This is a genomic window from Ramlibacter sp. (assembly GCF_013697775.1).
Taxonomy (GTDB): domain Bacteria; phylum Pseudomonadota; class Gammaproteobacteria; order Burkholderiales; family Burkholderiaceae_C; genus Ramlibacter.
In genome coordinates, this window is sequence record NZ_JACCWG010000276.1 from 1 (window position 1) to 26342 (window position 26342).

Here is a 26342-nt window from a genome sequence, read left to right on the forward strand (position 1 = left end):
GCGCAGGGATGGCCCGCAGCGGCGGCGGCGGGCGCAGCGCCATGCTGCTGCTCCTGCTGCCGCTGGCAATGCGCTGGGTGCAGAACAATGGCGGCGTCGGCGCGGTGCTGGAACGCTTTCAGCAAAAGGGCTTCGGCAAGCAGGCGAAGTCGTGGGTGGACACGGGCGACAACGAGCACGTGGACGCCGAGGCGGTGAACAACGTGGTGGGCCGCGAGGAGCTCTCGCGCCTGTCGCAGCAGCTGGGCGTGCCGCAGGAGGAAGTGGCACAGGGCTTCGCCGACATCCTGCCGGAGATGGTGAACCAGCTCACGCCGCAAGGCAGCGTGCCGCACGACGCCGACCACCTGCTGCAAGGCGGCACCGAGGTGCTCGAGCGGGAGCTCGAGTCCGCGAAGCGGCAGGACGCCGGCGTGAATTAAGGCCTGCGCGGGTGGGCCCGCCGCTGGCGCGCCTACCCGATTCGGCTTGTCCCGGCAGGCAGCAGACTTTGTGAAGCCGTGCTACCTTCCGGGCCTTGATCGGAGACTGTTTCGTCCATGAGTACCCTGCAGGCCCGCCTTGCCGCTGTCGCGCCACCCCGCTTGCAGGAGATCCGCCGCGGCATCGAAAAAGAAAGCCTGCGCGCCACCGCTTCCGGCGCCCTGGCGCTGACGCCGCATCCTGACCCCCTGGGCTCGGCGCTCACGCATCCGCACATCACCACCGATTACAGCGAATCGCAGCTGGAACTGATCACCGGCGTGCACGCCAGCGTGGAGCAGTGCCTGGAGGAGCTCACGCGCGTGCACCAGTTCGCTCTGCGCGCGCTGGGCGACGAGACGCTGTGGGTCAGCAGCATGCCGTGCAACCTGCCGGCCGACGAGAACATCCCGATCGGGCGCTACGGCTCGTCCAACGTGGGCCGCGCCAAGAGCGTCTACCGCATGGGCCTGGCGCACCGCTACGGCCGGCGCATGCAGACCATCTCGGGCATCCACTACAACTGGTCGATGCCCGGCATCACCGATGCGCAGTACTTCGGCCTGATCCGCAATTTCCGCCGCCACGCCTTCCTGCTTCTGTACCTGTTCGGCGCCTCGCCGGCCGTGTGTTCCAGCTTCCTGTCGGGCCGCGAGCACGAGCTGCAGGCGCTGTCGCAGGGCACCATGTACATGCCGCACGGCACCTCGCTGCGGATGGGCCGCCTGGGCTACCAGAGCGACGCGCAGGGCAGCCTGGCGGTCAGCTACAACAGCCTGGAAGGCTACGCCGCCTCGCTGCACGAGGCGCTGACGCGCCCCTATGCCGCGTACGAGGCGGTCGGCATCATGAATCCGGGCGGCGAGTACAACCAGCTGTCGACCACCTTGCTGCAGATCGAGAACGAGTTCTACGGCACCATACGCCCCAAGCGCGTGATCCGCCCCGGCGAGCGCCCGCTGCATGCGCTGCGCGAGCGCGGCGTCGAGTACGTGGAAGTGCGGCTGATGGACCTCGACCCGTTCGTGCCGGTGGGCATCAAGGCGCAGACCATCCGCTTTCTCGACGTGTTCCTGCTGCATTGCCTGCTGCAGGACAGCCCGCCCGACACGCCGCAGGAGATCGCCGCGCTGGGCCGCAACCAGCACAAGACCGCCGCCTACGGTCGCGAACCCGGCCTGCTGCTGGAACGCGACGGGCGCGAAGTGCCGCTTTCGCAATGGGGGGCCGACATCGTCGCCGATTGCGCGCCGGTGGCCGCTGCGCTCGACGCCGTGCACCAGACCAGCGACTACAGCGACGCGCTGCGCGCCGCCGAGGCACTGCTGTCCACGCCGGAACTGCTGCCCTCGGCCCGGGTGCTGGAGGCGATGGCGCGCGACCACGACAACTCCTTCATCGACTTCGTGCGCGCGCAGTCCGAGCACACCAAGGCCAAGCTGCTGAAGCTGCCGCTGCCCGGCACGCTGCAGTCCCGGATGGAGGCGCTGGCCAGGCAGTCGGTGGCCGAGCAGGCCGCGGTGGAAGCGGCCGACACCATGCCGTTCGAGGAATTCCGCCTGCAGTACACCGCGCCCGAGCGCCTGCAGCTGACGCAGCAGGCCTTGGCGCCCGCACTGGCCGCCGCCGCGGTCTGAGTGTGCGGTAGCTCACTCACGGGCTGCCCGAAAGCGGTGCGGTCCTACAGGGGCGCGACACGGCTGAGTTGACAGTGCAGCTTGAACTGTTAATCCGTACCTGGAGCCCAAGAATGACCATTTCCGTCCTGTCCCGTCTTGCGACTGTCCTGCTCGCCGCCTCGTTCGCCGGGGCACCCGCCTTCGCCGCGCCCCCACCCTGGGCCGGCGGCGGCAACAAGGGGGGCGATGCCGATGAGGGGCACGGCAAGGGCAAAGGCCATGGCGAGGAGCATGGCAAGGGCCACAAGCAGGAGTACAAGCAGGACAAGCATGCCGACGAGGGCCCGTACGGCCATGGCGGCAAGCATGGCGACAAGGGCAAGCCGCAGCACGCCGACGTGCGCGTGGGCGGCCACTTCAACGACCGCGACCGCACCATCGTGCGCAGCTACTACGGTGAGCATTACGGCCCCGGCGCGCGTTCCTGCCCGCCCGGGCTGGCCAAGAAGCACAACGGCTGCATGCCTCCCGGCCAGGCGAAGAAGTGGGCCGTGGGCCGGCCCCTGCCGGCCGGGGTGGCGTACTACGCGGTGCCTGGTCCGATGCTGGTGCAGCTGTCGCCGGCGCCCGCGGGCTACCGCTACGTGCGCGTGGGCAGCGACATCCTGCTGATTTCGGTGGGTTCGCGCATGGTCGTGGATGGCATGTTCGACCTGCTGCGCATGTAAGCGCCTGCGCTGCCCGCTCAGGCTTCGTGCGGGTTGTCGCCCACGCTGGCGATTTCCATCAGGGCCTGCTGCTGCGGTGCGGTGCGCCGCTCGATCAGCACCAGCAGGCCGGCGCCGTCGCGCGCGAGGATGCGGTGCGCGTTGGCGAACGACTGCGCCTGCTGCGTGAACGTGGCGTTGGTGATGAAGGTGGCGCGGCGCAGCCCGTGCAGCACCATCGCGCCGTGCACGGCCTGCAGCTCGGGCAGGCCGATCTGGCCGGATGCCAGGTACTTGCAGCGTGCCAGCGACGCCGGCCCCGGCGTGTGGCGCGAATGCAGCCAGATGTCGATGCTGCCGTCGGTGCCCCGCGCCTCGGTGCGGCTGTCGAAGCCGGCCTGCTCGAACAGCGCAACGCACAAAGCGGTGAACTGCTGGGCCGTGAGGTCCTGCAGCAGGTGCACGTTCCAGTCGGAGGCGGCGGCCGGGGTGGCAATTTCGGTGTGAGCCCAGGCGCGCGCGCGCTGGCGGCGCAGCACCGCGTGCAGCACCAGCAGCGTGACGCCCAGCGCCAGCAGCGCCAAGCCGCTGATGCCCAGCGCGGCGGCCGCGGCGTCCAGCGCGGGCGAGGGGCGCAGCAGCAAAGCCGCGACCAGGAATACCAAAGCCAAGGCAAGGGCGGCGAACCCCTGCCTGCGGAGCCGGCCCCGGCCCGGCGTGCTCTGATGGTCTGTCATGTGCGCTGGCATGACGCATGTCTGCGTGACCAAAAGGATAGAGCAAGCAGGACCCGCGCGGGCGGGAAATACCGCCGACCGTCAGGAGCGTGCGGGTTCTTTACACCAGCCGCCGGATCTCCTGCTTGCGCCACACCAGCCGGTAGTAGGCCGACTGCAGCACCAGCATGCCGGCGAAGGCGATGGGGTAGGCCATCCATACGCCGTTGATGCCCATATGGTTGCCCAGCAGCCAGGCCGCCGGCACCTCGAGCCCCGCCACGCAGAAGATGGAGATCGCCGTGGGCACCAGCACCGCGCCGCTGGAGCGCATCACGCCGCCCACCACGGTGGACAGGCCGAACAGCAGCATGCCCCACAGCATCACGTGCAGCAGCGTCTGCGCCAGCTCGATCACCGGCTGGCTGGTGATGAACAGCGCGATCAGGTGGCGCGAGAACAGGTAGCCCAGCAGCACCAGCCCGCCGGTGACCACCAGCGTGATCTTCAGCCCGGTGCGGGTGATGTCGCCCAGCCGGTCGGTGTGGCCGGCGCCGATGGCCTGAGCGCCCAGGATGGACGCGGTGATGCCGATCGACAGCGCCGGGAACTGCACGTAGTTCACCACCTGGTTGACCGCACCGTAGGCCGCGGTGGCGTCCGAGCCGAAGCGGTTGACCAGCGACAGGATGGCGATTTCGGCCAGCGACACCACGATCATCTGCACGCCGGTGGGCAGGCCGATGCGCACCACCAGCCGCAGGATCTTCGGGTCGATGCGCAGCGCCCGCAGCATCTCCCGGTCGGGCGCGAGCGGATGCTTCTTGCGCAGCATGAACCAGCACAGGAACACCAGCACCGCGGCAAATGACACGAAGCCCGCGGCAGCGGCGCCGACCACGCCCAGTTCCGGAAAGCCGAACCAGCCGCGGATGAGCACCGGCGTGATGGCGCAGGACGCCGCGGTGGACAGCAGCAGCGCATAGAGCGGCGTCACCGTGTCGCCGACGCCGCGCATGAGCTGCGTGTACACGATGAACACCAGCAGCCCCGGCATGGTGAACATCATCACCCGCGCATAGCCGAGCGCGAGGGGCTCGATGTCGGGCGGCGTGCCCAGTGCGTGCAGCATGGCCCGGGTGAAGGTGCCGCCGAACAGCGCCACCAGCGCGCCCAGCACCAGCGCGACCGCGAGCGCCGTGCCGCCGATGGCCTTGACCTTGTGGTACTCGCGCGCACCCCATGCCTGGCCGATCAGCACCGAGGCGCCGGCACCGATGCCGATCACCAGCGCGATGAAGAAGAACACGATCGGGAACAGGCCCGACACGGCGGCCAGCGCCTGGGTGCCCAGCATCTGGCCGACGAACACGTTGTTGATCGTGCCCGACATCGACTGCAGCATGTTGGCCAGCACCATCGGGCCGACGAAGGCGAGATAGGTGCGCCACAGCGGCCGCTCTTCGGCGGCCGTGGAAACAAGGGTGGAACTCATGGTTTGGTGTTTTCTTGTGATGGTTGTTGCGCTTGTTGTTGTGCGTCTTCGGCGAATGCATCCGTAGCCAGCCTGCAGGCAATGCGGGCCACGTCTTCGGGCCAGCCGTGCAGCGCGGCCTGGAAGCGGATGCGGTCGCGCCCGAACAGGGCGCGCAGCGCCGTTTCGTACTCGGGCAGGTTGCCCGCCATGGCGGTCAGGAACCGGTAGGCGCGCTCCTGCGCGAGCCGCACCGTGTCCGCAGCCGGGCTACCGCGCCGTGCCGCTTCGACCAGCTTGCGCAGAGTGACGGAAGCGCCACCCGGCTGGGAGGCCAGCCATTCCCAGTGGCGCGGCAGCAGCGTGACTTCCCGCGCTACCACGCCCAGCTGCGGACGGCCGCGGCTGCGCGGGACGGAGGGGGCAGCGGCCGGTGCCGAAGCAGCCGCACGCGCCGCCGCTTCCTCGGGCGAACCGCGCAGGTCCAGCTCGACCAGCTGCGCCGACACGGCAGCGAACACCAGCAGCGGCTCCTGCGGCGCGGCTTGCAGCGCCGCAGCCGCCGCGCGCGCCACCTCGGCTGCCGTGCCTTCGACAAGGCAGCGGCTGCCCAGGAAGGCGATGAAAGTGGCCGGTGAGGACTCGGGCTGCAGGGCAGGCGGGGAGATGGCTGGGGAGGTGGCGGATTGCATGGAGGCGGAATTCTACCCGGCTGAAAATACAAAAGTCAATTAAACCCGGGTAAATTCATTGTGAACAGCGCGCAGAATGCCGCAGGCGCCGGTGCTGCTGGCGCATCGCGGCCTCGCGCAGCAGTTCGACACGCGCGACCTGCACAAGCACACCTGCACCGCGGCGCGCATGCTGCCGCACACCCACGGGTATCTGGAGAACACCATCGCGTCGATGCGTGCAGCCGACCACCGACGGCCGCTTCGCCGTGTTCCACGACTGGACGCTGGATTGCCGAAGTGCTGGCGGCATTTCGGGACCACCGCTTCGTCATCAACGTGAAAAGCCGTGACCGCATCGAAGGCGTGAAACTGGCCGCAGCGCTCGCCGCACTGCCGCCCGCGCGCCAGCGCCTGCTCACCGTGTACGGCGGCGACGAACCGGTGGCCGAAGTCGCCGCCTGCTGCCGCAGGTGCGTACCATGTCGGTGGCGCTGCTCAGGCGCTGCTCAGGCGCTGGCTTGGTGCCCTGCATCGCCATCGGCTGGAGCGGCGTGGTGCCCGCTGGGTGCAAACGCATGATGGTGCTGGTGCCTTCGAATGTTGCGCCGTGGCTGGGGGGCTGGCCGGACCGCTTTCTCGACCGAATGGAAGCCGCAGGCAGCAGCGTGTTCGTGCTGGGGCCGTACCACGGCGGCGGGTTCTCCACCGGCATCGACAGCGCGGCCGATCTCGCACGGCTGCCGCCCCGCTATTCGGGCGGCATCTGGACCAACGAAATCGCCGAGATCGGGCCGGCGCTCAAAGCGGCGCGGGCAGTGCCTTCAGACCCAGCCAAGCCGCGCCGATGACGGCGTTGATCGGCACGCTGAGCGCACTGGGCACATAGAAGCACACCGACAGGCCGGGGCAGTCCAGCACCAGCTCCATCAAGCTGCCCAGGCCGTACAGCAGCAGGCCCCAGCCCAGCCAGCGGCGCATGTACAGCGGTAGCCAGCGTGCCTGCGCCTGGTTGTGGCGCCATGCGCAGACGCGTTCGAAGCGCGAGCCGCGGTTGACGTCCTGGAACAGCCAGCCGAAGAAGAAATACCGGTACAGCAGGGTACGGAATGCGAGGTCTTGCACGATGGCTCCTGGGCCACGCGTCGGCGGCCCTGGCAAGGGACAGTGTGGACATTCTTCCGCGCCGCCACAAGCCTCGGCTGTAGGAAGGAATCCTTGCGTGCCGTGCGCGCCAAAGCCGCGTCAGGCGTGGGCGCCGCCCGCCAGCGCGAGGTCGCCCGCGAACTGCAGGAAGACCCGCGGCTGCTCGTGCGGCGGCATGCGCAGCAGCGCCGATGGATGCCAGGTCACCAGGACGCGCCGGCCGTCTTCGCGCGCAAGCCATTGGCCGCGCACGGCCGTCACGGCCACCGGGCGCCCGAGCAGCGAGCGCGCGGCGGTGCCACCCAGCGCAACCAGCGCGCCCGGCTGCACCAAGGCGATTTCCTCTTCCAGCCAGTGCGCGCAGGCGGCCGCCTCGCGCTGCGCCGGCGTCTTGTGGATGCGGCGCTGTCCGCGCAGCTCGAATTTGAAGTGGCGCACCGCGTTGGTGAGGTAGAGCGCCTCGCGTGCGAGGCCGGCCTGACGCAGCGCGCGGTCGAGCAGCTGGCCGGCCGGGCCGACGAAGGGGCGGCCGTGCACGTCTTCCTGGTCGCCGGGCTGCTCCCCCACCAGCATCAGCGCGGGCCGCTGCGGTCCTTCGCCGGCCACGGCCTGCGTGGCCGCGGCAAAGAGCGGGCAGCCGCGGCAGTGTTGCAGCGCCGTGTTCAAGGCATCGAGGGTGCCGTGTGCCGGCGCGGCGTCCGCATGCACCGGCAGGGGCACCATGCGGCGTGTGGGCTGCGTCGGCGGTTGCTCGATCATGCTGCCGCTGCGTGCCTGCGCCTCGGCCGCCAGCGGCGTGATGAGCCGTGCTTCCGGCAGGTTGTGCCAGTACTTGCGCGGCATGTGCTGCCGCATGCTGGCGAGCTTCAGCCGCGCCGGGTTGAAGATGTTGCGGTAGTAGGTGAGCCACAGCGCCTCGCCCGCATCGGCCGCGGGCGCTTCGGCGCGCGACGCGCCCGCGCCGAAGCGCAGCGCAGCGCCGTCCCAGAACGCACAGCGGTCCGGCGTGAGGATGGCCCAGTGCATCTGCGTGAAGCGCCGCATGAACCACGGCGCATTGGCTTCCACGATGTGGTGCATCGGTTCGAACCAGGCCACGTGCGCCACCGCGCCCTGTTCGTCCGGCACTTCGCGAAAGCGCACGAAGGCGCGCATCTTGTGCATGTCGTGCGACACCGCATGCGCCATGCGGCGTGCCAGCAGCAGGTCGGCGTCGAGCGGGTCGTCGCGCAGCCGCGGCTCGTGCGCCAGGCGCCACAGCAGCCGGTACAGCAGCGCGAAACGCTGCGGGTCGCTGTGCAGCACCACCTCCTCGCACAGGGCAACGAAGAAGACGGGCACAGCGGCGGCCGGCACGGCTTCCATGGCCATGTGCGGCGTGCATGCGTCTTCGGCGTTGCCGAACAGGTCGGCGGGGCCGGTGTGCGTGCGCCAGTTCACCGCATCGGGCGGCACGCCGCGTGCGAGCAGGGCACGGGCCCGTGCACGAAAGCCGGCGAAGTCGGTCTCGCCGGCCAGCTGCACGTGCACGGACGCACTGAGCAGCATGGTCAGAACAGCGCCGCCTGCGCCGGCGCTTTCGCTGCGGCGGCGAACTGCCGCGGATCGGCGGCGCGCGCCGGCCGGTGGTCGGCCAGCACCACGAAGGGCAGCACCTTGGCCAGCGGCACGTGCAGGCGCTTCAGGTCGTCGGCGCGCAACCGGCGCACGCGCCGCGCGAGCAGCATGCGGTCCACCGCCTTCACGCCCAGGCCGGGCACGCGCAGCAGCAGCTCGCGCGGCGCGCGGTTCAGATCGACGGGAAAGCGCTCGGCATGCGCCAGCGCCCAGGCCAGCTTGGGATCGACTTCCAGCGACAGCATGCCGTCGCCCTGCGGCGCGATCTCGCGCGCTTCGAAGCCGTAGTGGCGCATCAGCCAGTCGGCCTGGTAGAGCCGGTGTTCGCGCACCAGCGGCGGCGGCTTGAGCGGCAAGGCCGCCGACGCGTCGGGGATGGGGCTGAAGGCGGAGTAGTAGACGCGCTTCAGGCGGTAGGCGCCGTACAGCTGCGCGCTGGCCTGCAGGATGCCGGCGTCGCTGGTGTCGTCGCCGCCCACGATCATCTGCGTGCTCTGGCCGGCCGCGGCGAAGGGTTGCGGTGCCGCGCGAACGGGTTTGGCGCCGGGCAGCGAGCGGGCCGGCGTGTCCCGCGCTTCCCGCGCGGCCGCCTTGGCGTCGTCGATGTGCACGCGCAGGCGCGCCATCGCGCGCTTGATGCGCGCGCCGTCCTTCTCGGGCGCCAGGCGCGCGAGCGACTGTTCGGTGGGCAACTCGATGTTGATCGACAGCCGGTCGGCGTAGCGGCCGGCGCGCTGCAGCAGCTCCGGCGCGGCGTCGGGAATGGTCTTCAGGTGGATGTAGCCGCGAAAGTCGTGGTCTTCGCGCAGCACGCGCGCCACCTCCACCACCTGCTCCATCGTGTAGTCCGGGCTGCGGATGATGCCGCTGGACAGGAACAGGCCTTCGATGCAGTTGCGGCGGTAGAAGTCCAGCGTGAGGCGCACCACCTCGTCGACGGAGAACCGCGCACGCGGCACGTTGCTGCTGGCGCGGTTGACGCAGTAGAGGCAGTCGTACTGGCAGAAGTTGGTGAGCAGGATCTTCAGTAGCGAGATGCAGCGGCCGTCGGGCGCATAGCTGTGGCAGATGCCCATGCCCTCGTTGGAGCCGAGCCCGGCCGCGCCGACCGAATTGCGCCGCTGTCCGCCGCTGGAAGCACAGGACGCGTCGTACTTGGCGGCGTCGGCCAGAATCGCGAGCTTGGCGTTGAGGTTCACTGTATGAATATACAGTATTAATTGCCGCCTGGACCACCGCCCCGATGTACGGCCTGCGCCGCGTTGGACTAGCCGGCGAGCTCTGCCTCGGCGCGCTCGGCCAGCGTGCGCTGCGTCATGTTCACGCCCTGCACGAAGATGCCGCGAACCCGGCCGTCGGGTTCCTTGATGGGCTGGTAGACGAAGTCCACGTAGCGCTCGGCCAGAGGACCGCCGGGCGCCGTGCGGAACACGAACTTGCAGCCGGTGGCGTTGTAAGGCTGGCCGGTGGCATAGACCTCGTCCAGCAAGGCCACGTAGCCCTGTTCCGCCGCTTCGGGCAGCGCCTCGGCCACCGTCTGGCCGACCACCTCGCGTCCGTTGAGAAAGCGGATGTAGGCGGCATTGGCCATCTCGAAGCGGTGCTCGGGGCCGCGCAGCATGGCCATGAACGAGGGCGCCTGCGCGAACATCTGCGAGAAGTGTTCGCGTTCCAGCGCCAAGCGCGGCACTCGTGCACGCAGGCACAGACTTTGCACACCGGGGATGCGCGCTTTACGCGGGCGACACCCTGCGGGTGGACCATGGAGGCATTGCAGTACCGAAAGGATCCGCCATGAAAGCATCCGCCATCGTTTCCGCCGTCGTGGCGTCGTCACTGGGCCTGGGCTCCGTCTCCGTGTTCGCGCAGGACCATGACTGGCGCGGCCGCGGCGGCGAGCGCCGCGCCGAACACTCCGAACAGCGTGAAGACCGCCAGGCGCAGCGCCAGGAATGGCGCGGCCAGCAACAGCAGCAGCGCTTCGCGCAGCCGGGCTACCAGCAGCCGGACTACCAGCGCGGCTACCGCGCGCCGCAGGCCGCGTACCAGCAGCCGCAATACCAGCAACCGCAGTATCAGCAGCGCTACCAGCAGCCGCAATACCAGGCCCGCGCCTACCAGAACCAGCCGGCCTACCGCACGGAGTACCAGCGCCACTACCGCAACGCGCCGTATTACGCGCCGCGCGGGGCCTATGCCGGTGCGTCGCGCTACTACTACGTGGGCGACCGCCTGCCGCACGAGTACTGGCGCGGCATGCGCGTGGTGAGCGACTGGCCGCAGTACAGCCTGTACCAGCCGCCCTACGGCTACCAGTGGGTCCAGGCCGACTCGGGCGAGTTCATCCTTGTCGCGCTGGCCACCGGCATCATCGCCAGCCTGCTGCTGAATTGACCGTCGGCGGGGGGCGATGTCAGGGCGCCGCGGCCAGCATCTTTTCCACCGCCGCGCGCCCCTGCGGACTGGTCATCAGCAAGATCACGGCACCCTGCTGCACCAGGTGGTCGTCCGGCGGGTTGAACACCCAGCGTCCCTGCTCGTGCGTGGCCATCACCATGTACTCGCGCGATTTCGGCAGCAGCCGCGACAGCGCACGCCCCGCGAAGCGCGGCGGGACCACCACTTCCTCAACCCGCAGGGCCTCGTCGCTGCGCAGCATCTGGTCCATGAAGTTCACCACGTGCGGCCGCACCATGGCCGAGGCAATGCGCATGCCGCCGGTGAAGTCGGGCGACACGATCTCGTCGGCGCCGGCGCGCCGTGCCTTGTCGGCCTTGCGCACGTCGTGCAGCCGCGCCACCACGCGCACCTGCGGGTTCAGCAGCTTCACCGAGAGCGCAATCATCAGGTTGTGGCTGTCGTCGCCGGTGACCGCGAACACGCCTGCTGCCTGCGCCACACCCGCGCGCCGCAAGGCGTCGTCGTCCGCAGCGTCGGCGTGCAGGTGGAGCGTGCCCGGCTCGCCCTCCGGCCAGCGGTCCAGCGCAGCCCGGTCGGCTTCGATCGCCACGAACGGGCGGCGCGTGCGCAACAGCTCGCGCGCCACGTTGCCGCCCACGCGGCCGATGCCGCAAACGATGTAGTGGCCGCGCATCGCGGTGAAGAGCCGCCCGCCCGGGTGCGCGCTCAGGTCCACGACCTCGTGGTAGCCGATGGTGGCCACCGTGATGAAGGTCATGTAGAAGCTGTCGACCCACGTCGCCGTCGGAGCGCCGATGACGTGGTAGCCCAGCGTGCCGGCGGCTAGAACCGCCAGCAGCACCACGGCGCCCGTGGCCAGTCCGCGAAAATGCCGGCTGCGAAAGACCTTGTTCAAGTGCGTCCCGTCGCTGCGTGTCGAAGCGGAAAATTCTAGTCCTCTGCTCAGCTGTTCGGCGGGGCAGCCAACACGCGCCGACAATCCAAGCATCTTTCCGGAGAACAAGCATGTCCCGCCTCGACCCTCTGCCGCCCGAAACTACGCCCGAACTCAAGCCGTACTTCGATTTCTTCCTCGGCACCCTGGGCTTCACGCCCAACAGCGTGCTGACCATGCAGCGCAAGCCCAAGCTGGTGCAGGCCTTCGCGCAGCTCAACGGCGCTGTGATGGATCCGGACGGCGAGGTGGACCTGGGGTTCCGCCGGCTGATCGGCCACGTGGCGAGCAAGGCCGCCGGCTGCATCTACTGCCAGGCACACACGCTGCTGGGCGCGCACAACTTCGGCATCAGCGAGGAGAAGCTGGCCGACGTGTGGAGCTACGCCACCAGCCCGCACTACAGCGAGCGCGAGCGCATCGCGCTGGACTTCTCGCTGGCGGCGGCCTCGCAGCCCAACGACGTCACCGACGCGCTGTTCGCCCGGCTGCGCGCGCACTGGAGCGAAGGCGAGATCGTCGAGATCCTCGGCGTGGTGGCGATGTTCGGTTTCCTCAACCGCTGGAACGACAGCATGGCCACGCCCCTCGAGGCGCGGCCGGTCGAAGTCGCGACGCAGGCCGTCGGCGGCCAGGGCTGGGGCCCGGGCAAGCACCAGCGCGGCTGAGTTCAGGCGCCGGAAGGCCGCTCCGCGCTGCGGTGGCCGTTGGCGCGGCCCACCAAGTGGTCCTTGACGGCGCCGGCGCGGTTGCCGACCGCCTGGACCACGTCCTTGAGGTTCTGCTGGGTCGTGTTGAAGTACTTGGCCCAGGCGCACACGGCATAGTCGTCCCGCAGGTCGATGCGGTCGTCGTCGCGTGCGCTGGGCGCGGCCTTGTGGGCTGTCATGTCTGCGTCCTGCGTGCTTGGGATGCCATATCCTAGGCAGCGCGAGCGCGACGGCTTGTAGGACGCGGCAGGCAGAGCCGCTCGGCGCGGTGCCAGGTCAGGATTTGGTCAGCGCGTCGTGGTGCTGCGCGAACTCCGGCACGAGCGACGCATATTCCTCGAAGTCCGGCTGCGTCTCGTAGCTGCGCACGGCCGGAGTGCTGGCCCAGGGCAGCTTCTCGCGCGTCCACACCTCCAGGAACGGCCGGAACCAGCGCGCATCGTCCAGCATGGTCGGCCGCACGTTGACGAAATGGTCCATGCCTTCGGGCCGCGTGAACATCCAGCTCATGCAGTGCGGGCAGAAGAAGTGATGGGTCGCGCCATGCAGCCCGCCGATCACCGGCTCGCCGGCGGTGACCTCGAAGCCCTGCGACGGAATGGTGGCGGTGAGCGAGAACGCCGATGAGCTCATGCGCTGGCAGCCGGTGCAGTGGCACGCGGTGGTGAGCATGGGCGGCGCGGTGATGCGGATGCGGACCTGGCCGCAGCGGCAGCCGCCGGCCCAGGGAAGTTGCCAATCGGCCATGGAATGCACTCCTAGATCGCGCCATTGTGCGGCGTGAACGCATCCATTGCGCAATCAGATGGTTGCTCTTTCAATGACACGGCGGCACAATCGAGAGCAACCAATTGGTTGCTTTTCTTCAGGAGACTTTCATGGACCCTTCCACCGACCGCATTGAACGCAAAATTCTCGTGCATGCGCCGCGCTCGCGCGTCTGGCGCGCGCTCTCCCAGGCCGAGGAGTTCGGCCACTGGTTCGGCGTCGACCTCAAAGGGCAGGCGTTCGCGCCCGGCCGGCGCGCACAGGGGCGGATCACCCATGCGGGCTATGAGCACCTGAAATTCGAGATCGCGGTCGAGCGGGTGGAGCCCGAGGCCTTGCTGTCCTGGCGCTGGCATCCGTATGCGGTCGAGCAGGGCGCCGACTACACGCGCGAAGAGCCCACTCTGGTCACCTTCACGCTCGAGGAAGCGCCCGGCGGCACGCTGCTGACGGTGGTGGAGTCCGGCTTCGACAAGGTGCCGCCGCACCGGCGCCTGGAGGCCTTCCGCATGAACAGCCAGGGCTGGGACGCGCAGATGCAGAACATCCAGCGCCATGTCGCGTCCGGTGCCTGAGCGCAAGCCGGCGCGCAAGGCAGTGCCCGCTGCACCGAAGCCCGACCTTGCCGACGTGTTCTTCGCGCTCGGCGATGCGACGCGGCTGCGGCTGATCGCGGTGCTGTGCGCCGGCGGTGCGTTCTCCATCGCGCAGCTGACGGCCAACACCGAGATCACGCGGCAGGCGGTGACCAAGCACCTTCAGGTGCTGGCCGGCGCCGGGCTGGTGCGCGACGTGCGGATGGGGCGCGAGCGGCTGTGGCAGTTCGATCCCACGCAGCTGGAGGAAGCCAGGCGGTCGCTGGAAACCATCGGCCGCCAGTGGGAGCAGGCGCTGGGCAAGCTCAAGGTGTTTGTGGAGCAGGGCTGACGGTGACCACGGGGCGGCGGGGGCGGTGGCACGGAAATGGACTGCTACGATCAAGCCTCACAGCACGCACACGGAGTCGGCATGAAGCGCATCGGCATGGTGGGGCTCGGGGTCATGGGCCGGGGCATCGCGAACAACCTGCTGGCCAAGGGCTTCGCGCTCACGGTCCATGCGCGCGATGCGGCCAAGGCCGAGCCGTTTACCGCCAGCGGCGCGGCGTCCGCGGCCACGCCGGCCGATCTCGGCAGGCAATGCGACGCGGTCATCCTCAGCGTGTCCGCCACCGCCGACGTCGAGCACGTCGTGTTCGGGCCCGAAGGCCTGGCGTCGCGGCCCTCGGCGCTCAAGTACGTGATCGACACCAGCACCATCGCCGCCGATGCCTCGCGCATGTTTGCCGAACGGCTCGCGCGCCAGGGCATCGCGTTTCTCGACGCACCGGTCAGCGGCGGCGAAAAAGGCGCGGCCGAGGGCACGCTGGCCTGTATGGTGGGCGGCACCGAGGACGCGTTCGCCGCCTGCCTGCCGGTGCTGCAGGCCTTCGCGAAGAACATCACGCGCGTGGGCGACTCCGGCGCCGGCCAGATCTGCAAGGCCTGCAACCAGATCGGCGTGATCGCCAACATGCTGGGCGTGGCCGAGATCGTCGCGCTGTGCCTGAAGAACGACATCGACCCGCGCGTGGTGCGCTCGGTGCTCCTCAACGGCAGCAGCCGCAGCGCGGCCATGGACACGCACGGCCAGCGCCTGATCGAGCGGCAGTTCGAGCCGGCCGGCTTTCGCGCCGAGCTGATGCGCAAGGACCTGCGCCTGGCCATCGCCTTGGAGCAGGCCAGCGGCATGCGCGGGCCCATCACCACCGTCGCCGAGCCCTTGTTCGCCCGGCTGGTGGATGCGATGCAGCAAGGCCAGCTCGACTGGAGCGCGATCGGTACCGTGGTGCAGCAGATGGGGATCGACGAGGACGCCGGCGCTGACGCCCTCGGGTGCGGTTGAGGCGCCCGCTGACAAACGGTCCGCCAAGCGCGCGCTAAGCTGGCTCGCATCGAAGCCGCGAAAAGAAGCGAAGCCATGGCTCTGCCGCATGCCCAGCCCTTGGACGTCGTCAACGTCGGCCCGCTCGGGCCCAACCTGCGCGACGCCGTCAGCACCAGCCTGCTGAAGACCGACCGCGTGCAGCTGCTGCACCTGGTGCTGCCAGCGCACGCCGACCACCCGGCCCACCACGTGGGCGACGAGTGCACCATCCACTGCCTGGAAGGCGACGTGGAAGTGGTCATGCCCGGCGGCGTGCGGCACCTGCACCCGGGCAACGTCATCGTGCTGCCGGCGCAGCAGCAGCATTCGCTGCGCGCGCGCACCGACTGCGCCGTGCTGGTCACGCTGCTGCTGCACAACGGCGATGCGGGCGACCACGGCGGCGCCGGCCTGCGCACCGGCACCGGCACCGGCAAGATCGACCTGCCCAAATAACGCCCGCGGCATAAACAAATGGGCGCGCGCGAGCGCCGGGGCCCGGAATCGGGTATCTTCGCGCGCTCATGCAGGAACCCATCCTTTCCATCTCGGGCCTGTCCAAGACCTACGCGACGGGCTTCCACGCCCTGAAGAACGTCGACCTGGACATCCGCCGCGGCGAGATCTTCGCGCTGCTTGGCCCCAACGGCGCCGGCAAAACCACCCTCATCAGCATCGTCTGCGGCATCGTCAATGCCAGCAGCGGCACCGTGCGCGTGGGTGGCCACGACATCGACGGCGACTACCGCGCGGCGCGCGCCATGACCGGCCTGGTGCCGCAGGAGCTCACCACCGAGTCGTTCGAGACGGTGTGGAACGCGGTGTCCTTCAGCCGCGGGCTGTTCGGCCGGCCGGCCAACCCCGCGCACATCGAGAAGACGCTCAAGGCGCTGTCGCTGTGGGACAAGAAGGACAACAAGATCATGACGCTGTCGGGCGGCATGAAGCGCCGCGTGCTGATCGCCAAGGCGCTGTCGCACGAACCCGAACTGCTGTTCCTGGACGAGCCCACCGCCGGCGTCGACGTGGAACTGCGGCGCGACATGTGGGCGCTGGTGCGGTCGCTGCGCGACACCGGGGTGACCATCATCCTCACCACGCACTACATCGAGGAAGCCGAGGAAATGGCAGACCGCATCGGCGTGATCCGCAAGGGCGAGATCATCCTGGTGGAGGACAAGACCGAGCTGATGCGCAAGCTGGGGCGCAAGCAGCTGACCCTTCAGCTGGGCCAGCCGCTTGCGGCGCTGCCGCCCGCGCTGGCGGACCTGCCGCTGGAGCTGCACGCCGGCGGCAACGAACTCACCTACAGCTACGACGCACACCAGGAGCACCTGGGCATCGCCGAGCTGCTGCAGCAGCTGGACCGCGCGGGCATCGCCTTCAAGGACCTGCGCACCGAGGAAAGCTCGTTGGAAGACATTTTCATCAGCCTGGTGAAGGAGCAACGCAAATGAACCTGCAAGCCGTCCGCGCCATCTACCTGTTCGAAATGGCCCGCACCTGGCGCACGCTGCTGCAAAGCATCGTCTCGCCGGTGGTGTCCACCTCGCTGTACTTCGTGGTGTTCGGCTCGGCCATCGGCTCGCGCATTCCCGAAGTGGGCGGCGTGAGCTATGGCGCCTTCATCGTGCCCGGCCTGATCATGCTGTCGCTGCTGACGCAGAGCGTGTCCAACGCGTCCTTCGGCATCTACTTCCCGAAGTTCACCGGCACCATCTACGAGCTGCTGTCGGCGCCGGTGTCGCCGCTGGAGGCGGTGGCCAGCTACGTCGGCGCGGCGGCCACCAAGTCCATGATCCTGGGCGTGGTCATCCTCGGCACGGCGGCGCTGTTCGTGCCGGTGCGCATCGAGCATCCGCTGTGGATGGTGCTGTTCCTGATCCTCACGGCCGTCACCTTCAGCCTGCTGGGATTCATCATCGGCATCTGGGCCGACGGCTTCGAGAAGCTGCAGTTCATTCCCACGCTGGTCATCACGCCGCTCACCTTCCTGGGCGGCAGCTTCTACTCCATCGACATGCTGCCGCCGATCTGGCAGAAGGTGACGCTGTTCAACCCGGTGGTGTACCTGGTGAGCGGCTTCCGCTGGAGCTTCTACGGCCTGTCGGACGTGGGCGTGGAAGTCAGCCTGCTGATGACGCTGGTGTTCATGGCCCTGTGCCTGGGCGTGATCGTCTGGATCTTCAAAACGGGGTATCGCCTGAAGAGCTGAACCTGCACAATCGCCCGCAGGAGGAAAACGGGCATGGACCTGCTGCAAACCTGCATTGCGATGGCGACGCTCTACGCGCTGCTGTCGGTGGTGGCTTCGGCGATGAAGGAAACGCTGGAGGCGGCCGTCCAGAAGCGCAAGCAGAACTTCCGGGATGCCGTCAAGGAGCTGCTGGGTCCCGAGGGCGCCCGGGCGTTCCTGGCGCATCCGCGCATCCGCTCCATGACCTCGAAGCTCGGCGGCGCGGACGCCGATCACGCCCGCCACTGGCCCACCTACGTGGACGCCGAAACCTTCGCCGCCGTCGCCCAGGAAATCATCCAGACATATCCCGACGGGCAGCTCGCCAAGCTGTCCGAATGGGGGCACGGCAAGGCCCAGGACGAACTGACCCTGCTGCAGAAGGCGTACGGCGAGCGCATGGAGCGCCTGAGCGGCAGCTTCAAGCGCAACGCCCAGGCCTGGCTGATCGCCATCGGCTTCGGGCTGGCGTTCTGCGTGGACGCGGACACGGTGCAGATGGCGCGGCAAATGGCCACCGATTCGGCGGCGCGTGCCGCGCTGGTCAACCTCGCCGGCCGGGCCGACAGCCCGCAGGCGGTGCAGGTCCTGTGCCCCGGCCAGGGCACGCCGCAGTTGCTGGACTGCATCCAGCAACAGATGCCGCAGGTGCTGGGCTGGTCCGAGAAGAAGCGCCAGGCCTTCCTGCACACCTCCGGCTGGACCTGGTGGTTCGACCTGCTGGTGAAGCTGGCCGGCTATGCCTTCACCGCCATGGCGATTTCGCTGGGCGCGCCGTTCTGGTTCGACCTGATCGGCAAGGTGGCCAACATCCGCGCCACCAGCAAGCAGCCCGAGAAGAAGGCCTGACGCGGGCGCCGCACCCGCTCAGTCCTCGTCCCCGTCTTCCAGCAGCCGCACCTTCACGCTGCGGCCCTTGATGCGCCCGGCGTCCAGCCGCTCGGCCGCCTGCCGCGCGATGCCGCGCTCCACCGCCACATAGGTGGAGAACTCGTTGACGTCGATCTTGCCGATCTGTTCGCGCGTGTAGCCCAGGTCGGCCGTCAGCGCGCCCAGCACGTCGCCGGGGCGGATCTTCTCCTTGCGTCCGCCCTGGATGTGCAGCGTGGCCATCGGCGGCAGCAGCGGCCCGCCCGGCGCGGGAGTCAGTTCCGACAGCGGATGCCACTGCGAAGGCCGGCCCTGCAGCTGCTCGATGCGCCCGACCAAGCCCATTTCGTCCAGGCTGGCCAGCGACAGCGCCAGGCCGGTCTCGCCGGCGCGCCCGGTGCGGCCGATGCGGTGCACGTGCACCTCGGTGTCCACCGGCACGTCGACGTTGATCACCGCGGCCAGATTCGCGATGTCCAGCCCGCGCGCTGCCACGTCGGTGGCCACCAGCACCGAGCAGCTGCGGTTGGCGAAGCGCACCAGCACCTGGTCGCGCTCGCGCTGCTCCAGCTCGCCGTAGAGCGCCAGCGCGCTGAAGCCCTGCGCCTGCAGCGCCGCCACCACTTCGCGGCAGCGCACCTTGGTGTTGCAGAAGGCCAGCGTGCTGGCCGGACGGAAATGCTCCAGCAGCAGCCGCACGCCGTCCAGCCGCTCCTTGGCCTTCACCTCGTACCAGCGCTGCTCGATTTGGCTGCCGGCATGCTGCGCCTCGACCTTCACGGTGACCGGCTCGCGCATGAACTGCGCCGCCAGCTTGGCGATACCTTCAGGGTAGGTGGCCGAGAACAGCAGCGTCTGCCGCGCGGGCGGGCACTGCCTGGCGACGGTCACGATGTCGTCGAAAAAGCCCATGTCCAGCATGCGGTCGGCTTCGTCCAGCACCAGCGTGTTGAGCGCGTCCAGCTGCAAGGTGCCGCGCTCCAGGTGGTCCATCACGCGGCCCGGCGTGCCGACCACCACGTGCGCGCCGTGTTCCAGCGTGGCGATCTGGCCGCGCAGCGGCACGCCGCCGCACAAGGTGACCACCTTGGTGTTGTCCTCGGCGCGCGCCAGACGGCGGATCTCCGCCGTCACCTGGTCGGCCAGCTCGCGCGTGGGGCACAGCACCAGCGACTGCACGGCGAAGCGCCGTGCGTTCAGGTTGGCCAGCAGCGCCAGCGCGAAGGCGGCGGTCTTGCCGCTGCCGGTCTTGGCCTGCGCGATGATGTCCTTGCCCAGCAGCGCCGGCGGCAGGCTGGCCGCCTGGATCGGCGTCATTTCGGTGTAGCCCAGCCGTTCCAGGTTGGCGAGGACGGGCGGGCTGAGGGCGAGGGTGGCGAAGCTGTTTGGCGCATTGGTCATGGGCCGATCATTCCACAGCCGCAATCAGCCTTCGCTGGCTCCGCGGAAGCAGGAACGCGACCGCTGGTGTCAGCAAGAAACCACATTGTGAGCCCGATCTGTCCTACGGGATTTCGTAACAAAACGCGCGTTAATGGGCGCCGGAAAGCTAATTTGCTTCCGGCAACAAGGATTCCCATGCGACCCTCCGCTAAAGCCCCTCTGGCCGCTTCGCTGCTCACGCTGTGCGTGTTCAGCGCGTTCGCTTCCAGTCACCGAGAAGCGCCGTTCACGGCCATGAATCCGACCATCGACGCCACGGACCTTTACATGTTCCGCAGCTACGAACCGGGCAGGGAAGGCTTCGTCACCATCCTGGCGAACTACGTCCCGTTTCAGGATCCGCAGGGTGGTCCCAATTTCTACCAGTTCGACCCGAACGCGATGTACGAGATCCACATCGACAACAACGGCGACGCGGTGGAAGACCTCACCTTCCAGTTCCGCTTCACCAGCACGCTGAAGAATGCCGCGCTTTCGGTGGGCGGCAAGTCCACCAAGATCCCGCTCATCAACAGCGGCCCCATCACCGGTGTGAATCCGGCATCCCTGAACGTGCGCGAGACCTACACCATCGACCTGGTGCGCGGCAATCGCCGCGCCGGCGCGCGCAGCGTCGTGACCAGCGCGGCGGGCGGCGGCGCCTCGTTCGACAAGCCGGTGGACAACATCGGCGAGAAGACCTTCTCCGGCGGCTACGCGGCCTATGCCAACCAGCACGTCTACAGCGTGGCGATTCCCGGCTGCGCGACCCAGGGCAAGGTGTTCGTCGGCCAGCGCAAGGAGCCTTTCTACATCGCCGTGGGCAAGATATTCGACCTGTTCAACCTGAACCCGCTGGGCCCGGAGGTCGGCGGCAACAACAACGACCTGGAAGCCAAGAACGTCAGCACCATCGCGATGGAATTGCCCATCGCCTGCGTGGCGACCGCCAGCGATCCGGTGATCGGCGCGTTCACCACCGCCAGCGTGCGGCAGGCGCGCCTGGTCAACGGCGCTCCCGCCAGCGGCCTGAATAACGCCGCGCGCAACGGCGGGGCGTGGGCGCAGGTGTCCCGCCTGGGCATGCCCCTGGTCAACGAGGTGGTCATCGGCGTGGCGGACAAGGACAAGTTCAACGCCTCCAAGCCCAAGGACGACGGCCAGTTCATCGACTACGTGACCCACCCGGCGCTGCCCGCGCTGGTCGAGTCGCTGTTCCCCTCGGCCAAGGCGCCCACCAACTTCCCGCGCACGGACCTGGTCACGGTGTTCCTCAAGGGCATCGAGGGCGTCAACCAGCCCAAGAACGTGGTGGCTTCGGAGATGCTGCGCCTGAACACCACGATCGCCGTGGCGCCGGCCGCCAGCCAGAACCCCCTGGGCGTGGCGGGCGGCGACAACGCGGGCTTCCCGAACGGCCGGCGTCCTGCCGACGACGTGGTCGACCTGTCGCTGCGCGTGGCGATGGGCGCCCTGTGTGTTCTGACCGGGCCGACCGACACGTTCAAGGTCGGCTGCAAGCCTGCCGATGCACCTGCCGGCGGCCTCGCGCTGACCGACGGCGTGCGCAAGACGGCCGCCAACTACGGCACCACGTTCCCGTACCTGACCACGCCGATCAACGGCAACTTCAACCCGCCCGCGCCGGCCGGCACGGTCTACCCCTGAACGAAAGCCGCACCATGAAGCACCGTATCCTTCCATGGGCCATAGCAGCCGCCGTCGCCGCCTCGCTGGCGGCCTGCGGAAGCTCGCACGACGACGCCCCGGCCGCGCCTCCCGCTGCCACCACGGACGTGCCGCAGTCGGCCCAGGACTCCGTGGCCGGGCTGGTGGCCTACATCAAGCAATTGATCGACTCGAGCAGCGATACCAGCGAGCCGGTCCTGGTCGGCACCGCGGTCCTGCCGGTGGACAACACGGGCGAACCGTCGAACTGACGACAGGTTCGGCTGCATGATGAGCGCCGTCCATGCGCCCCGCGCCTGGACGGCGCTTCTTCGTTTTTCAGGAACATCGATGACCCCATTCTTTCGCCTGCTCGCCGGCGTTGCGGCCGCGCTGGCCTGCACCCTGGCGGGCGCGCACGAATTCTGGATGCTGCCCGGCGCGTTCGCGAGCGCGCCGGGGCAACCGGTGGCGCTCGCCCTCTTCGTGGGACAGCAGTTCGCGGGCGACCGCGTTGCCTTCAACCGCGCGGTCGTGGCAAGCCTGCGCGATGTCACGCGCAGCGGTGCCGCGGACCTCACGCAGCAGATGCCCGAGCAGCCCGCGGGCCAGTTCGCCTTTCAGCCAGCCGCGGCGGGCACGCACGTGATGGCCATGGACAGCCATCCGAGCCGCATCGAACTGTCCGCCGACAAATTCCACGCCTACCTGCACGACGAAGGCCTGGACGACATCGTCCAGGCGCGGGAGGCCGCGGGTACCGCCGCGCTGGCGGGGCGCGAGCGCTTCCGCAGGAACGTGAAGGCGGTGGTGCAGGTGGGCGCCGCCCTCGACGACGGCTACGCGGCGAGGACCGGCCAGAAGCTGGAGATCGTGCCGCTGCGCCACCCGGGGCGCATGCGTGCCGGGGAGGATCTTTCGCTGCAGGTCTTTTTCGACGGCCGCCCTCTGGGGGGCCGCCTGGTGAAGCTGTGGCACCGGCGCGGCGCGCAGACATTGACGATCCGTGCCGTCACCGGCGCCGACGGCAAGGCGGCCTTCACGCTGCCCTGGGCCGGCGTGTGGATGGCAAGCGTGGTCCAGATGGTCCCCTCGGACGACGTGGCCGCGGCGGACTGGGACAGCTACTGGGGAAACCTCAGCTTCGAGGTCCCGCGAGAGATTCCACGATAGCGCGCGCTCAGAACCCGGCGCCCTGCGCCTGCGCCAGGAACTCCGCCATGCTGGCGATGCGGATCACCTGGCCGCCGGAGGCCGGACCCTTGTAGTACACCGCGCCTGCCTTTGCGCCGATGTAGGCGCCGGTGGCGGGGTAGTAGCGGTAGTAGAAGCCTTCGGTGATGCCGGTGGGAGTGCCGGTCGTGGTGCCGGGCGGCTGCAGGTAGGCCGCATAGGCCTGCTCGGCCCAGTCGAACACGCGCTCGGTCTCCGACGCCGCCTGGACGGTGTCCACGATGCCGCCCGGCGCGCCGAAGATGGTGTTGCCGATGGCCGAGCCGCCCGCCGCGCCGGACGGCACCACGCCGGCAGTCGACGCGGCGCAGAACGCCCAGTCGTTGTACGTGGCCGACGAGGTGCGGACGAACTCCGGGTAGCCGCGCTCCATGTAGCGGTGGTCGCAGTCGAAGGCTTCGGCGCGCGCGCCGATGGGCGTGCCCTCGAACTGGGCACTGGCATAGGGCACCAGGCCGTCGTTGGCATAGCTGCGCGACAGGCCGTTGTGCAGGTAGGCGTAGGGCGCCAGCAGCGCCGTGGACGAGCCCGGCTTGTAGACGCCGGTGCGGCCCAGCCACACGTCGGGCTGCTGCAGCGTGCGCGCGGCGTAGGCGACGATTTTTTCGTAGAAGCCGGGCAGCGGATTGGCGGGAACGGCGCCGCAGCGCCCGTAGGTCGCGCCGGTGGACGGCGCGTAGTTATTCAATCGCGCCAGCCACGGGTTGCACAGGCCGCCGGACATGTCCAGGCCGTCGGCATTGGTCCAGGCCTGGTTGGCGACGATGCCGGCGAAGGTCCGGGTCAGCTCGGGCGAAGCCTGCATGCCCAGCGCGATGCCGGCGTCGGCCAGCGGGCTGCCGTGGTGCGGCGTGCCCAGCGTGACCAGGTGCAGCACGTGCTCGCCGCCGCGCGTGCCGTCGCGAAAGGTCTGCTCCTGCATCATCGCGCGCGCCACCAGCCCGCCCATGGAGTGCGCCAGGATCACCACGCTCTTGCGCCCGAAGCCGTACGAGGGCGCCGGCGTGGGCTTGTCGTAGAACTCCTGCAGGCGGTCGCGCATGGCGGCGCCCAGGGCCGGGATGGTGCGCGGCGCGGTGGGGTCGGCCAGCACGTCGGTCGTGTCGCTGCTGTAGCGGAAGGTGTAGGGCTTGAAGGCAGCGCGCCACGCCGGGTTGCGCGCATAGGCCTGCAGCAGGTTGTCCCAGCCTTCGCCGGTGCCGCCCAGGCCGTGCACCAGGATCAGCGGCACGCGCGTGCCCAGCGCGGCGGTGTCCACGTCGCCGCCGGTGATGAGGCGCGAGGGAAACAGCGTGGCCGGGGCCGCGGCGGCAAGGGTGGCTGCAAGGCTCAGCAGCGTGGCGAGAAGGCGTTTGAACATCGTGGGTACTGCAAAAGGCTGAAACGCATTGGACCACCTGCGGCGGTAAGCTGTGTCTTTCGCCCACAACACAGGTCCCCACCATGCCCGGATTGCTGCCCGGCGTCGACCCCGACGGCCTGCTCGAATTCTCCGTGGTCTACACCGACCGCTCGCTCAACCACATGTCGCGCCGCTTCCAGGGCGTGATGACGGACATCTCCTCCATCCTCAAGGAGGTGTACCGCGCCCGCTCCGCCGTGCTGGTGCCGGGCAGCGGCACCTTCGGCATGGAAGCGGTGGCGCGCCAGTTCGCCAGCGGCAAGGACGTGCTGGTGATCCGCAACGGCTGGTTCAGCTACCGCTGGACGCAGATCTTCGAGATGGGGAACATCCCCGCATCGTCCACCGTGCTGAAGGCGCGCCGCACCGGCGCCGGCCCGACCGCGCCGTGGACGCCGGCGCCCATCGAGGAGGTGGTCGCCGCCATCCGCGAGAAAAAGCCCGCGCTGGTGTTCGCGCCGCACGTGGAAACCGCCAGCGGCATGATGCTGACGGACGGCTACATGCGCGCCGTGGCCGACGCGGTGCACGCGGCGGGCGGCCTGTTCGTGCTGGACTGCATCGCCTCCGGCGCGATCTGGGTGGACATGCAGGCCACCGGCGTGGACGTGCTGGTGTCCGCGCCGCAAAAGGGCTGGAGCAGCTCGCCGTGCTGCGCCATGGTGTGCCTGAGCGAGCGCGCCCGCGCCGCCATCGACGGCACCACCAGCAGCAGCTTCGCCTGCGACCTGAAGAAGTGGCTGCAGGTCATGGAGGCGTACGAGGGCGGCGCGCACATGTACCACGCCACCATGCCGACCGACGCGCTCACGCGCCTGCGCGACACCATGCTGGAGACGCGCGCCTACGGCTTCGCGAAAGTGAAGGCCGAGCAGGAGGACCTGGGCCGCAAGGTGCGCGCGCTGCTGGAGAGCCGGGGTTTTGCCAGCGTGGCGGCCGACGGTTGCAAGGCGCCGTGCGTGGTGGTGAGCTACACCAGCGATCCCGACATCCAGTCGGGCAAGAAATTCCTGGCCGAAGGCCTGCAGACCGCCGCCGGGGTTGCGCTGCAGTGCGACGAGGGCAGCGACTTCCGGACCTTTCGGCTGGGCCTGTTCGGCCTGGACAAATGGCACAACGTGGACCGCGCCGTGCAAAGCCTGGCCGAGGCGCTGGACCGCATCGGGATCACGGCGCCGGCCAAGGCGGCATAAGGCCCGTGAGGGCGGCGGGCGCCGGCCTCAGACCTTGTTCTTCAGCTTGCCCTTGGGCAGCACCGTGGTCATCGGGGGCAGCGGGCGGTCGGACGTTCCCTCCTTGGGCGGCGAGTTGTCCTTCTTGGGTTTCTTCGCCAATTTGTTGGTGCGTTGCTCGCCTTTGGGCATGGGAGTCTCCTGTGGATGAAGCGATGAATGTAGCAGCGCGCGCGGCCGTTTCCGGGGCTTATAGCGGCGCCGGCCGCGTGCTCACATTGTCGCCTTCGTCGGCATACAGCAGGCCCATGCGCGGGCGCTGCCTGGGCGCGCGGGCGGGCTGCCGCGGTGTGGCGCGCGGCGGCGCTTTCCGGGGCGCCGGCGCGGCGGGCACCGCGTCGCCGCGGGTGTAGATGCCGCAGCCGACCACCACATTGTCCACCAGTTCCACATAGGCCGATTTGGGATCGACCTCGCCGGTGATCGGGTGCGGCATGCGGTAGTCGTTCCAGCCCGCGCCGGCGCTGCGCGCGATCTCCACGTTCTGGCGCGTCAGGTAGTTGCCGTCGGCATCGCACAAGCCGCTGTCGTTCTGGCCCACGGTGGACGGGTCGGGCGGGAAGGCCAGGCGGATGCAGTTCAGGTCCACCACGAACAGGTATTCCTCGCCCTTGCGGAACGCGCCGTGGCGGTCCATGAAGTCCTGGCAGGCCTGGCGCAGGCCCGCCTTGCGGATGTGCCGGGCGCCCGCCTTCACCAGCGCGATGGCGCGGGCCCGGTCCTCGGCGCGGTCGGTCTTGAAGCGGCCGACGGCGCGCACCAGCTGCGCCGCCTCGCGCTCGAACGCCTCGGCCGCGCTCGCGGCCTCCTCCACCAGTGCGGCGTTCTGCTGCGTGGCGCTGTCCACCTGGGCGATGGCGCGGCTGACTTCCTCGATGCTGGTGCTTTGCTCGCGCGAGGACTGGGCGATGGCGCCCAGCACCTGCGTCACCTCGCCGACGCTGGCGACCACCTCGCCCATGGTCTTGCCGGCCGCGTCCACCAGCTGCCGGCCGCTGGCCACGCTGCCGGTCGACTGGCCGATGATTTCCTTGATCTCGCGCGCCGCCTCGGCGCTGCGCCGCGCCAGGCTGCGCACCTCGCCGGCCAC

At 69.2% G+C, this 26342-nt stretch carries 32 protein-coding genes; 18 read left to right on the top strand and 14 right to left on the bottom strand.

Going from position 1 to position 26342, the window contains the following annotated elements:
* The 3 genes from H0U68_RS13750 to H0U68_RS13760 all read left to right on the top strand — a co-directional run.
* The coding region (locus H0U68_RS13750; protein WP_296356492.1) for a YidB family protein at positions 1-422 on the top strand (422 nt) is incomplete at its 5' end.
* Between the two features lie 117 nt (positions 423-539).
* The gene (gshA, locus tag H0U68_RS13755) at positions 540-2099 is read left to right on the top strand and encodes a glutamate--cysteine ligase (RefSeq protein WP_296356494.1); all 1560 of its coding nucleotides are present in this window, start codon (positions 540-542) and stop codon (positions 2097-2099) included.
* A gap of 113 nt (positions 2100-2212) precedes the next feature.
* Positions 2213-2809, top strand: coding sequence for a hypothetical protein (locus H0U68_RS13760; RefSeq protein WP_296356496.1), 597 nt, complete (start codon positions 2213-2215; stop codon positions 2807-2809).
* A gap of 17 nt (positions 2810-2826) precedes the next feature.
* On the opposite strand, the gene H0U68_RS13765 is transcribed toward H0U68_RS13760, so the two are convergent.
* The 3 genes from H0U68_RS13765 to H0U68_RS13775 form a co-directional block, all read right to left on the bottom strand.
* The gene (locus H0U68_RS13765; protein WP_296356498.1) at positions 2827-3459 is read right to left on the bottom strand and encodes a restriction endonuclease; all 633 of its coding nucleotides are present in this window, start codon (positions 3457-3459) and stop codon (positions 2827-2829) included.
* 166 nt (positions 3460-3625) lie between these two features.
* Positions 3626-4999 carry an MATE family efflux transporter gene (locus tag H0U68_RS13770; RefSeq protein ID WP_296356500.1) on the bottom strand — a complete coding sequence of 458 codons (1374 nt, stop codon included), beginning with the start codon at positions 4997-4999 and terminating at the stop codon, positions 3626-3628.
* Entirely contained in the window at positions 4996-5670 is a 675-nt protein-coding gene (locus tag H0U68_RS13775; RefSeq protein WP_296356502.1) for a DUF2239 family protein, read from the bottom strand. The genes H0U68_RS13770 and H0U68_RS13775 overlap by 4 nt, the downstream gene beginning before the upstream one ends.
* 76 nt (positions 5671-5746) lie before the next feature.
* Here H0U68_RS13775 and H0U68_RS13780 point away from each other — a divergent pair, with 76 nt between their 5' ends.
* Together H0U68_RS13780 and H0U68_RS13785 are read left to right on the top strand one after the other, a co-directional pair.
* Positions 5747-5992: a hypothetical protein gene (locus tag H0U68_RS13780; protein ID WP_296356504.1), complete on the top strand. Its 246-nt coding sequence runs from the start codon at positions 5747-5749 to the stop codon at positions 5990-5992.
* A 235-nt stretch (positions 5993-6227) separates the two neighbouring features.
* On the top strand, positions 6228-6500 hold the full coding sequence (locus H0U68_RS13785) for a hypothetical protein (RefSeq protein ID WP_296356506.1): 273 nt from the start codon (positions 6228-6230) through the stop codon (positions 6498-6500).
* Here the strand turns inward: H0U68_RS13785 and H0U68_RS13790 are convergent.
* The 4 genes from H0U68_RS13790 to H0U68_RS13805 all read right to left on the bottom strand — a co-directional run bounded on the left by H0U68_RS13790 (position 6451) and on the right by H0U68_RS13805 (position 10093).
* The gene (locus tag H0U68_RS13790) at positions 6451-6774 is read right to left on the bottom strand and encodes a hypothetical protein (RefSeq protein WP_296356508.1); all 324 of its coding nucleotides are present in this window, start codon (positions 6772-6774) and stop codon (positions 6451-6453) included. The two genes, H0U68_RS13785 and H0U68_RS13790, sit on opposite strands and share 50 nt — an antisense overlap.
* A gap of 120 nt (positions 6775-6894) precedes the next feature.
* Positions 6895-8343 (bottom strand): UdgX family uracil-DNA binding protein, encoded by a 1449-nt coding sequence (locus H0U68_RS13795; protein ID WP_296356511.1) that lies wholly within the window; start codon positions 8341-8343, stop codon positions 6895-6897.
* Positions 8344-8345: 2 nt separating this feature from the next.
* Positions 8346-9611 (bottom strand): putative DNA modification/repair radical SAM protein, encoded by a 1266-nt coding sequence (locus H0U68_RS13800; protein WP_296356513.1) that lies wholly within the window; start codon positions 9609-9611, stop codon positions 8346-8348.
* A gap of 68 nt (positions 9612-9679) precedes the next feature.
* Positions 9680-10093 carry a PAS domain-containing protein gene (locus H0U68_RS13805; protein ID WP_296356515.1) on the bottom strand — a complete coding sequence of 138 codons (414 nt, stop codon included), beginning with the start codon at positions 10091-10093 and terminating at the stop codon, positions 9680-9682.
* Between the two features lie 113 nt (positions 10094-10206).
* Here H0U68_RS13805 and H0U68_RS13810 point away from each other — a divergent pair, with 113 nt between their 5' ends.
* Complete coding sequence (locus H0U68_RS13810; RefSeq protein ID WP_296356517.1) at positions 10207-10806, top strand: RcnB family protein; 600 nt, start codon at positions 10207-10209, stop codon at positions 10804-10806.
* Positions 10807-10825: 19 nt separating this feature from the next.
* Here H0U68_RS13810 and H0U68_RS13815 read toward each other — a convergent pair whose 3' ends face one another.
* On the bottom strand, positions 10826-11728 hold the full coding sequence (locus H0U68_RS13815) for a potassium channel protein (RefSeq protein ID WP_296356518.1): 903 nt from the start codon (positions 11726-11728) through the stop codon (positions 10826-10828).
* Between the two features lie 110 nt (positions 11729-11838).
* Here H0U68_RS13815 and H0U68_RS13820 point away from each other — a divergent pair, with 110 nt between their 5' ends.
* On the top strand, positions 11839-12435 hold the full coding sequence (locus H0U68_RS13820) for a carboxymuconolactone decarboxylase family protein (RefSeq protein ID WP_296356520.1): 597 nt from the start codon (positions 11839-11841) through the stop codon (positions 12433-12435).
* Between the two features lie 2 nt (positions 12436-12437).
* Here the strand turns inward: H0U68_RS13820 and H0U68_RS13825 are convergent, their stop codons facing one another.
* Positions 12438-12656, bottom strand: a complete 219-nt coding sequence (locus H0U68_RS13825; protein ID WP_296356522.1) for a DUF3606 domain-containing protein — start codon at positions 12654-12656, stop codon at positions 12438-12440.
* A 97-nt stretch (positions 12657-12753) separates the two neighbouring features.
* Positions 12754-13224, bottom strand: coding sequence for a GFA family protein (locus H0U68_RS13830; protein ID WP_296356524.1), 471 nt, complete (start codon positions 13222-13224; stop codon positions 12754-12756).
* Positions 13225-13355: 131 nt separating this feature from the next.
* Here H0U68_RS13830 and H0U68_RS13835 point away from each other — a divergent pair, with 131 nt between their 5' ends.
* The 7 genes from H0U68_RS13835 (at position 13356) to H0U68_RS13865 (ending at position 18274) form a co-directional block, all read left to right on the top strand.
* Positions 13356-13820: an SRPBCC family protein gene (locus tag H0U68_RS13835; RefSeq protein WP_296356525.1), complete on the top strand. Its 465-nt coding sequence runs from the start codon at positions 13356-13358 to the stop codon at positions 13818-13820.
* Positions 13801-14172: a metalloregulator ArsR/SmtB family transcription factor gene (locus H0U68_RS13840; protein WP_296356527.1), complete on the top strand. Its 372-nt coding sequence runs from the start codon at positions 13801-13803 to the stop codon at positions 14170-14172. The genes H0U68_RS13835 and H0U68_RS13840 overlap by 20 nt, the downstream gene beginning before the upstream one ends.
* Positions 14173-14208: 36 nt before the next feature.
* Positions 14209-15168, top strand: a complete 960-nt coding sequence (locus H0U68_RS13845) for an NAD(P)-dependent oxidoreductase (RefSeq protein WP_296356530.1) — start codon at positions 14209-14211, stop codon at positions 15166-15168.
* 75 nt (positions 15169-15243) lie between these two features.
* Positions 15244-15645: a cupin domain-containing protein gene (locus H0U68_RS13850; RefSeq protein ID WP_296356532.1), complete on the top strand. Its 402-nt coding sequence runs from the start codon at positions 15244-15246 to the stop codon at positions 15643-15645.
* A 68-nt stretch (positions 15646-15713) separates the two neighbouring features.
* Complete coding sequence (locus H0U68_RS13855) at positions 15714-16646, top strand: ABC transporter ATP-binding protein (RefSeq protein ID WP_296356534.1); 933 nt, start codon at positions 15714-15716, stop codon at positions 16644-16646.
* Complete coding sequence (locus H0U68_RS13860) at positions 16643-17404, top strand: ABC transporter permease (protein WP_296356535.1); 762 nt, start codon at positions 16643-16645, stop codon at positions 17402-17404. Before H0U68_RS13855 ends, H0U68_RS13860 begins: the two co-directional genes overlap by 4 nt.
* 33 nt (positions 17405-17437) lie before the next feature.
* On the top strand, positions 17438-18274 hold the full coding sequence (locus H0U68_RS13865; RefSeq protein WP_296356537.1) for a hypothetical protein: 837 nt from the start codon (positions 17438-17440) through the stop codon (positions 18272-18274).
* A gap of 18 nt (positions 18275-18292) precedes the next feature.
* Here H0U68_RS13865 and dbpA read toward each other — a convergent pair whose 3' ends face one another.
* Positions 18293-19696 (bottom strand): ATP-dependent RNA helicase DbpA, encoded by a 1404-nt coding sequence (gene dbpA, locus H0U68_RS13870; RefSeq protein ID WP_296356539.1) that lies wholly within the window; start codon positions 19694-19696, stop codon positions 18293-18295.
* A 177-nt stretch (positions 19697-19873) separates the two neighbouring features.
* Here dbpA and H0U68_RS13875 point away from each other — a divergent pair, with 177 nt between their 5' ends.
* From H0U68_RS13875 to H0U68_RS13885, 3 genes are all read left to right on the top strand, one after another.
* Entirely contained in the window at positions 19874-21385 is a 1512-nt protein-coding gene (locus tag H0U68_RS13875) for a DUF4331 domain-containing protein (RefSeq protein WP_296356541.1), read from the top strand.
* A gap of 14 nt (positions 21386-21399) precedes the next feature.
* Positions 21400-21657, top strand: coding sequence for a hypothetical protein (locus tag H0U68_RS13880; RefSeq protein WP_296356543.1), 258 nt, complete (start codon positions 21400-21402; stop codon positions 21655-21657).
* A gap of 79 nt (positions 21658-21736) precedes the next feature.
* The gene (locus H0U68_RS13885) at positions 21737-22558 is read left to right on the top strand and encodes a DUF4198 domain-containing protein (protein WP_296356545.1); all 822 of its coding nucleotides are present in this window, start codon (positions 21737-21739) and stop codon (positions 22556-22558) included.
* 7 nt (positions 22559-22565) lie between these two features.
* Here H0U68_RS13885 and H0U68_RS13890 read toward each other — a convergent pair whose 3' ends face one another.
* A complete protein-coding gene (locus H0U68_RS13890) occupies positions 22566-23978 on the bottom strand; it encodes an alpha/beta fold hydrolase (protein WP_296356547.1) in 1413 nt (470 codons plus the stop codon).
* Positions 23979-24061: 83 nt separating this feature from the next.
* On the opposite strand from H0U68_RS13890, the gene H0U68_RS13895 reads away from it, so the two are divergent.
* Positions 24062-25213 carry an aminotransferase class V-fold PLP-dependent enzyme gene (locus H0U68_RS13895; RefSeq protein WP_296356548.1) on the top strand — a complete coding sequence of 384 codons (1152 nt, stop codon included), beginning with the start codon at positions 24062-24064 and terminating at the stop codon, positions 25211-25213.
* A gap of 27 nt (positions 25214-25240) precedes the next feature.
* Here the strand turns inward: H0U68_RS13895 and H0U68_RS13900 are convergent, their stop codons facing one another.
* Both H0U68_RS13900 and H0U68_RS13905 read right to left on the bottom strand, forming a co-directional pair.
* Positions 25241-25384 carry a hypothetical protein gene (locus H0U68_RS13900; protein ID WP_296356551.1) on the bottom strand — a complete coding sequence of 48 codons (144 nt, stop codon included), beginning with the start codon at positions 25382-25384 and terminating at the stop codon, positions 25241-25243.
* A gap of 58 nt (positions 25385-25442) precedes the next feature.
* Positions 25443-26342, bottom strand: a 900-nt coding sequence (locus H0U68_RS13905; RefSeq protein WP_296356553.1) for a methyl-accepting chemotaxis protein, incomplete at its 5' end; no start/stop codon positions are given.

Bases quoted from the DNA above. Each gene is read 5' to 3' on its own strand.
- H0U68_RS13775 (WP_296356502.1), bottom strand. From the start codon at position 5,670: ATGCAATCCGCCACCTCCCCAGCCATCTCCCCGCCTGCCCTGCAGCCC.
- H0U68_RS13795 (WP_296356511.1), bottom strand. From the start codon at position 8,343: ATGCTGCTCAGTGCGTCCGTGCACGTGCAGCTGGCCGGCGAGACCGAC.
- H0U68_RS13865 (WP_296356537.1), top strand. From the start codon at position 17,438: ATGGACCTGCTGCAAACCTGCATTGCGATGGCGACGCTCTACGCGCTG.
- H0U68_RS13885 (WP_296356545.1), top strand. From the start codon at position 21,737: ATGACCCCATTCTTTCGCCTGCTCGCCGGCGTTGCGGCCGCGCTGGCC.
- H0U68_RS13840 (WP_296356527.1), top strand. From the start codon at position 13,801: ATGTCGCGTCCGGTGCCTGAGCGCAAGCCGGCGCGCAAGGCAGTGCCC.
- H0U68_RS13830 (WP_296356524.1), bottom strand. From the start codon at position 13,224: ATGGCCGATTGGCAACTTCCCTGGGCCGGCGGCTGCCGCTGCGGCCAG.
- dbpA (WP_296356539.1), bottom strand. From the start codon at position 19,696: ATGACCAATGCGCCAAACAGCTTCGCCACCCTCGCCCTCAGCCCGCCC.
- H0U68_RS13820 (WP_296356520.1), top strand. From the start codon at position 11,839: ATGTCCCGCCTCGACCCTCTGCCGCCCGAAACTACGCCCGAACTCAAG.
- gshA (WP_296356494.1), top strand. From the start codon at position 540: ATGAGTACCCTGCAGGCCCGCCTTGCCGCTGTCGCGCCACCCCGCTTG.
- H0U68_RS13780 (WP_296356504.1), top strand. From the start codon at position 5,747: ATGCCGCAGGCGCCGGTGCTGCTGGCGCATCGCGGCCTCGCGCAGCAG.
- H0U68_RS13875 (WP_296356541.1), top strand. From the start codon at position 19,874: ATGCGACCCTCCGCTAAAGCCCCTCTGGCCGCTTCGCTGCTCACGCTG.
- H0U68_RS13855 (WP_296356534.1), top strand. From the start codon at position 15,714: ATGCAGGAACCCATCCTTTCCATCTCGGGCCTGTCCAAGACCTACGCG.
- H0U68_RS13850 (WP_296356532.1), top strand. From the start codon at position 15,244: ATGGCTCTGCCGCATGCCCAGCCCTTGGACGTCGTCAACGTCGGCCCG.
- H0U68_RS13825 (WP_296356522.1), bottom strand. From the start codon at position 12,656: ATGACAGCCCACAAGGCCGCGCCCAGCGCACGCGACGACGACCGCATC.
- H0U68_RS13835 (WP_296356525.1), top strand. From the start codon at position 13,356: ATGGACCCTTCCACCGACCGCATTGAACGCAAAATTCTCGTGCATGCG.
- H0U68_RS13770 (WP_296356500.1), bottom strand. From the start codon at position 4,999: ATGAGTTCCACCCTTGTTTCCACGGCCGCCGAAGAGCGGCCGCTGTGG.
- H0U68_RS13845 (WP_296356530.1), top strand. From the start codon at position 14,209: ATGGACTGCTACGATCAAGCCTCACAGCACGCACACGGAGTCGGCATG.
- H0U68_RS13890 (WP_296356547.1), bottom strand. From the start codon at position 23,978: ATGTTCAAACGCCTTCTCGCCACGCTGCTGAGCCTTGCAGCCACCCTT.
- H0U68_RS13900 (WP_296356551.1), bottom strand. From the start codon at position 25,384: ATGCCCAAAGGCGAGCAACGCACCAACAAATTGGCGAAGAAACCCAAG.
- H0U68_RS13895 (WP_296356548.1), top strand. From the start codon at position 24,062: ATGCCCGGATTGCTGCCCGGCGTCGACCCCGACGGCCTGCTCGAATTC.
- H0U68_RS13760 (WP_296356496.1), top strand. From the start codon at position 2,213: ATGACCATTTCCGTCCTGTCCCGTCTTGCGACTGTCCTGCTCGCCGCC.
- H0U68_RS13785 (WP_296356506.1), top strand. From the start codon at position 6,228: ATGATGGTGCTGGTGCCTTCGAATGTTGCGCCGTGGCTGGGGGGCTGG.
- H0U68_RS13810 (WP_296356517.1), top strand. From the start codon at position 10,207: ATGAAAGCATCCGCCATCGTTTCCGCCGTCGTGGCGTCGTCACTGGGC.
- H0U68_RS13860 (WP_296356535.1), top strand. From the start codon at position 16,643: ATGAACCTGCAAGCCGTCCGCGCCATCTACCTGTTCGAAATGGCCCGC.
- H0U68_RS13880 (WP_296356543.1), top strand. From the start codon at position 21,400: ATGAAGCACCGTATCCTTCCATGGGCCATAGCAGCCGCCGTCGCCGCC.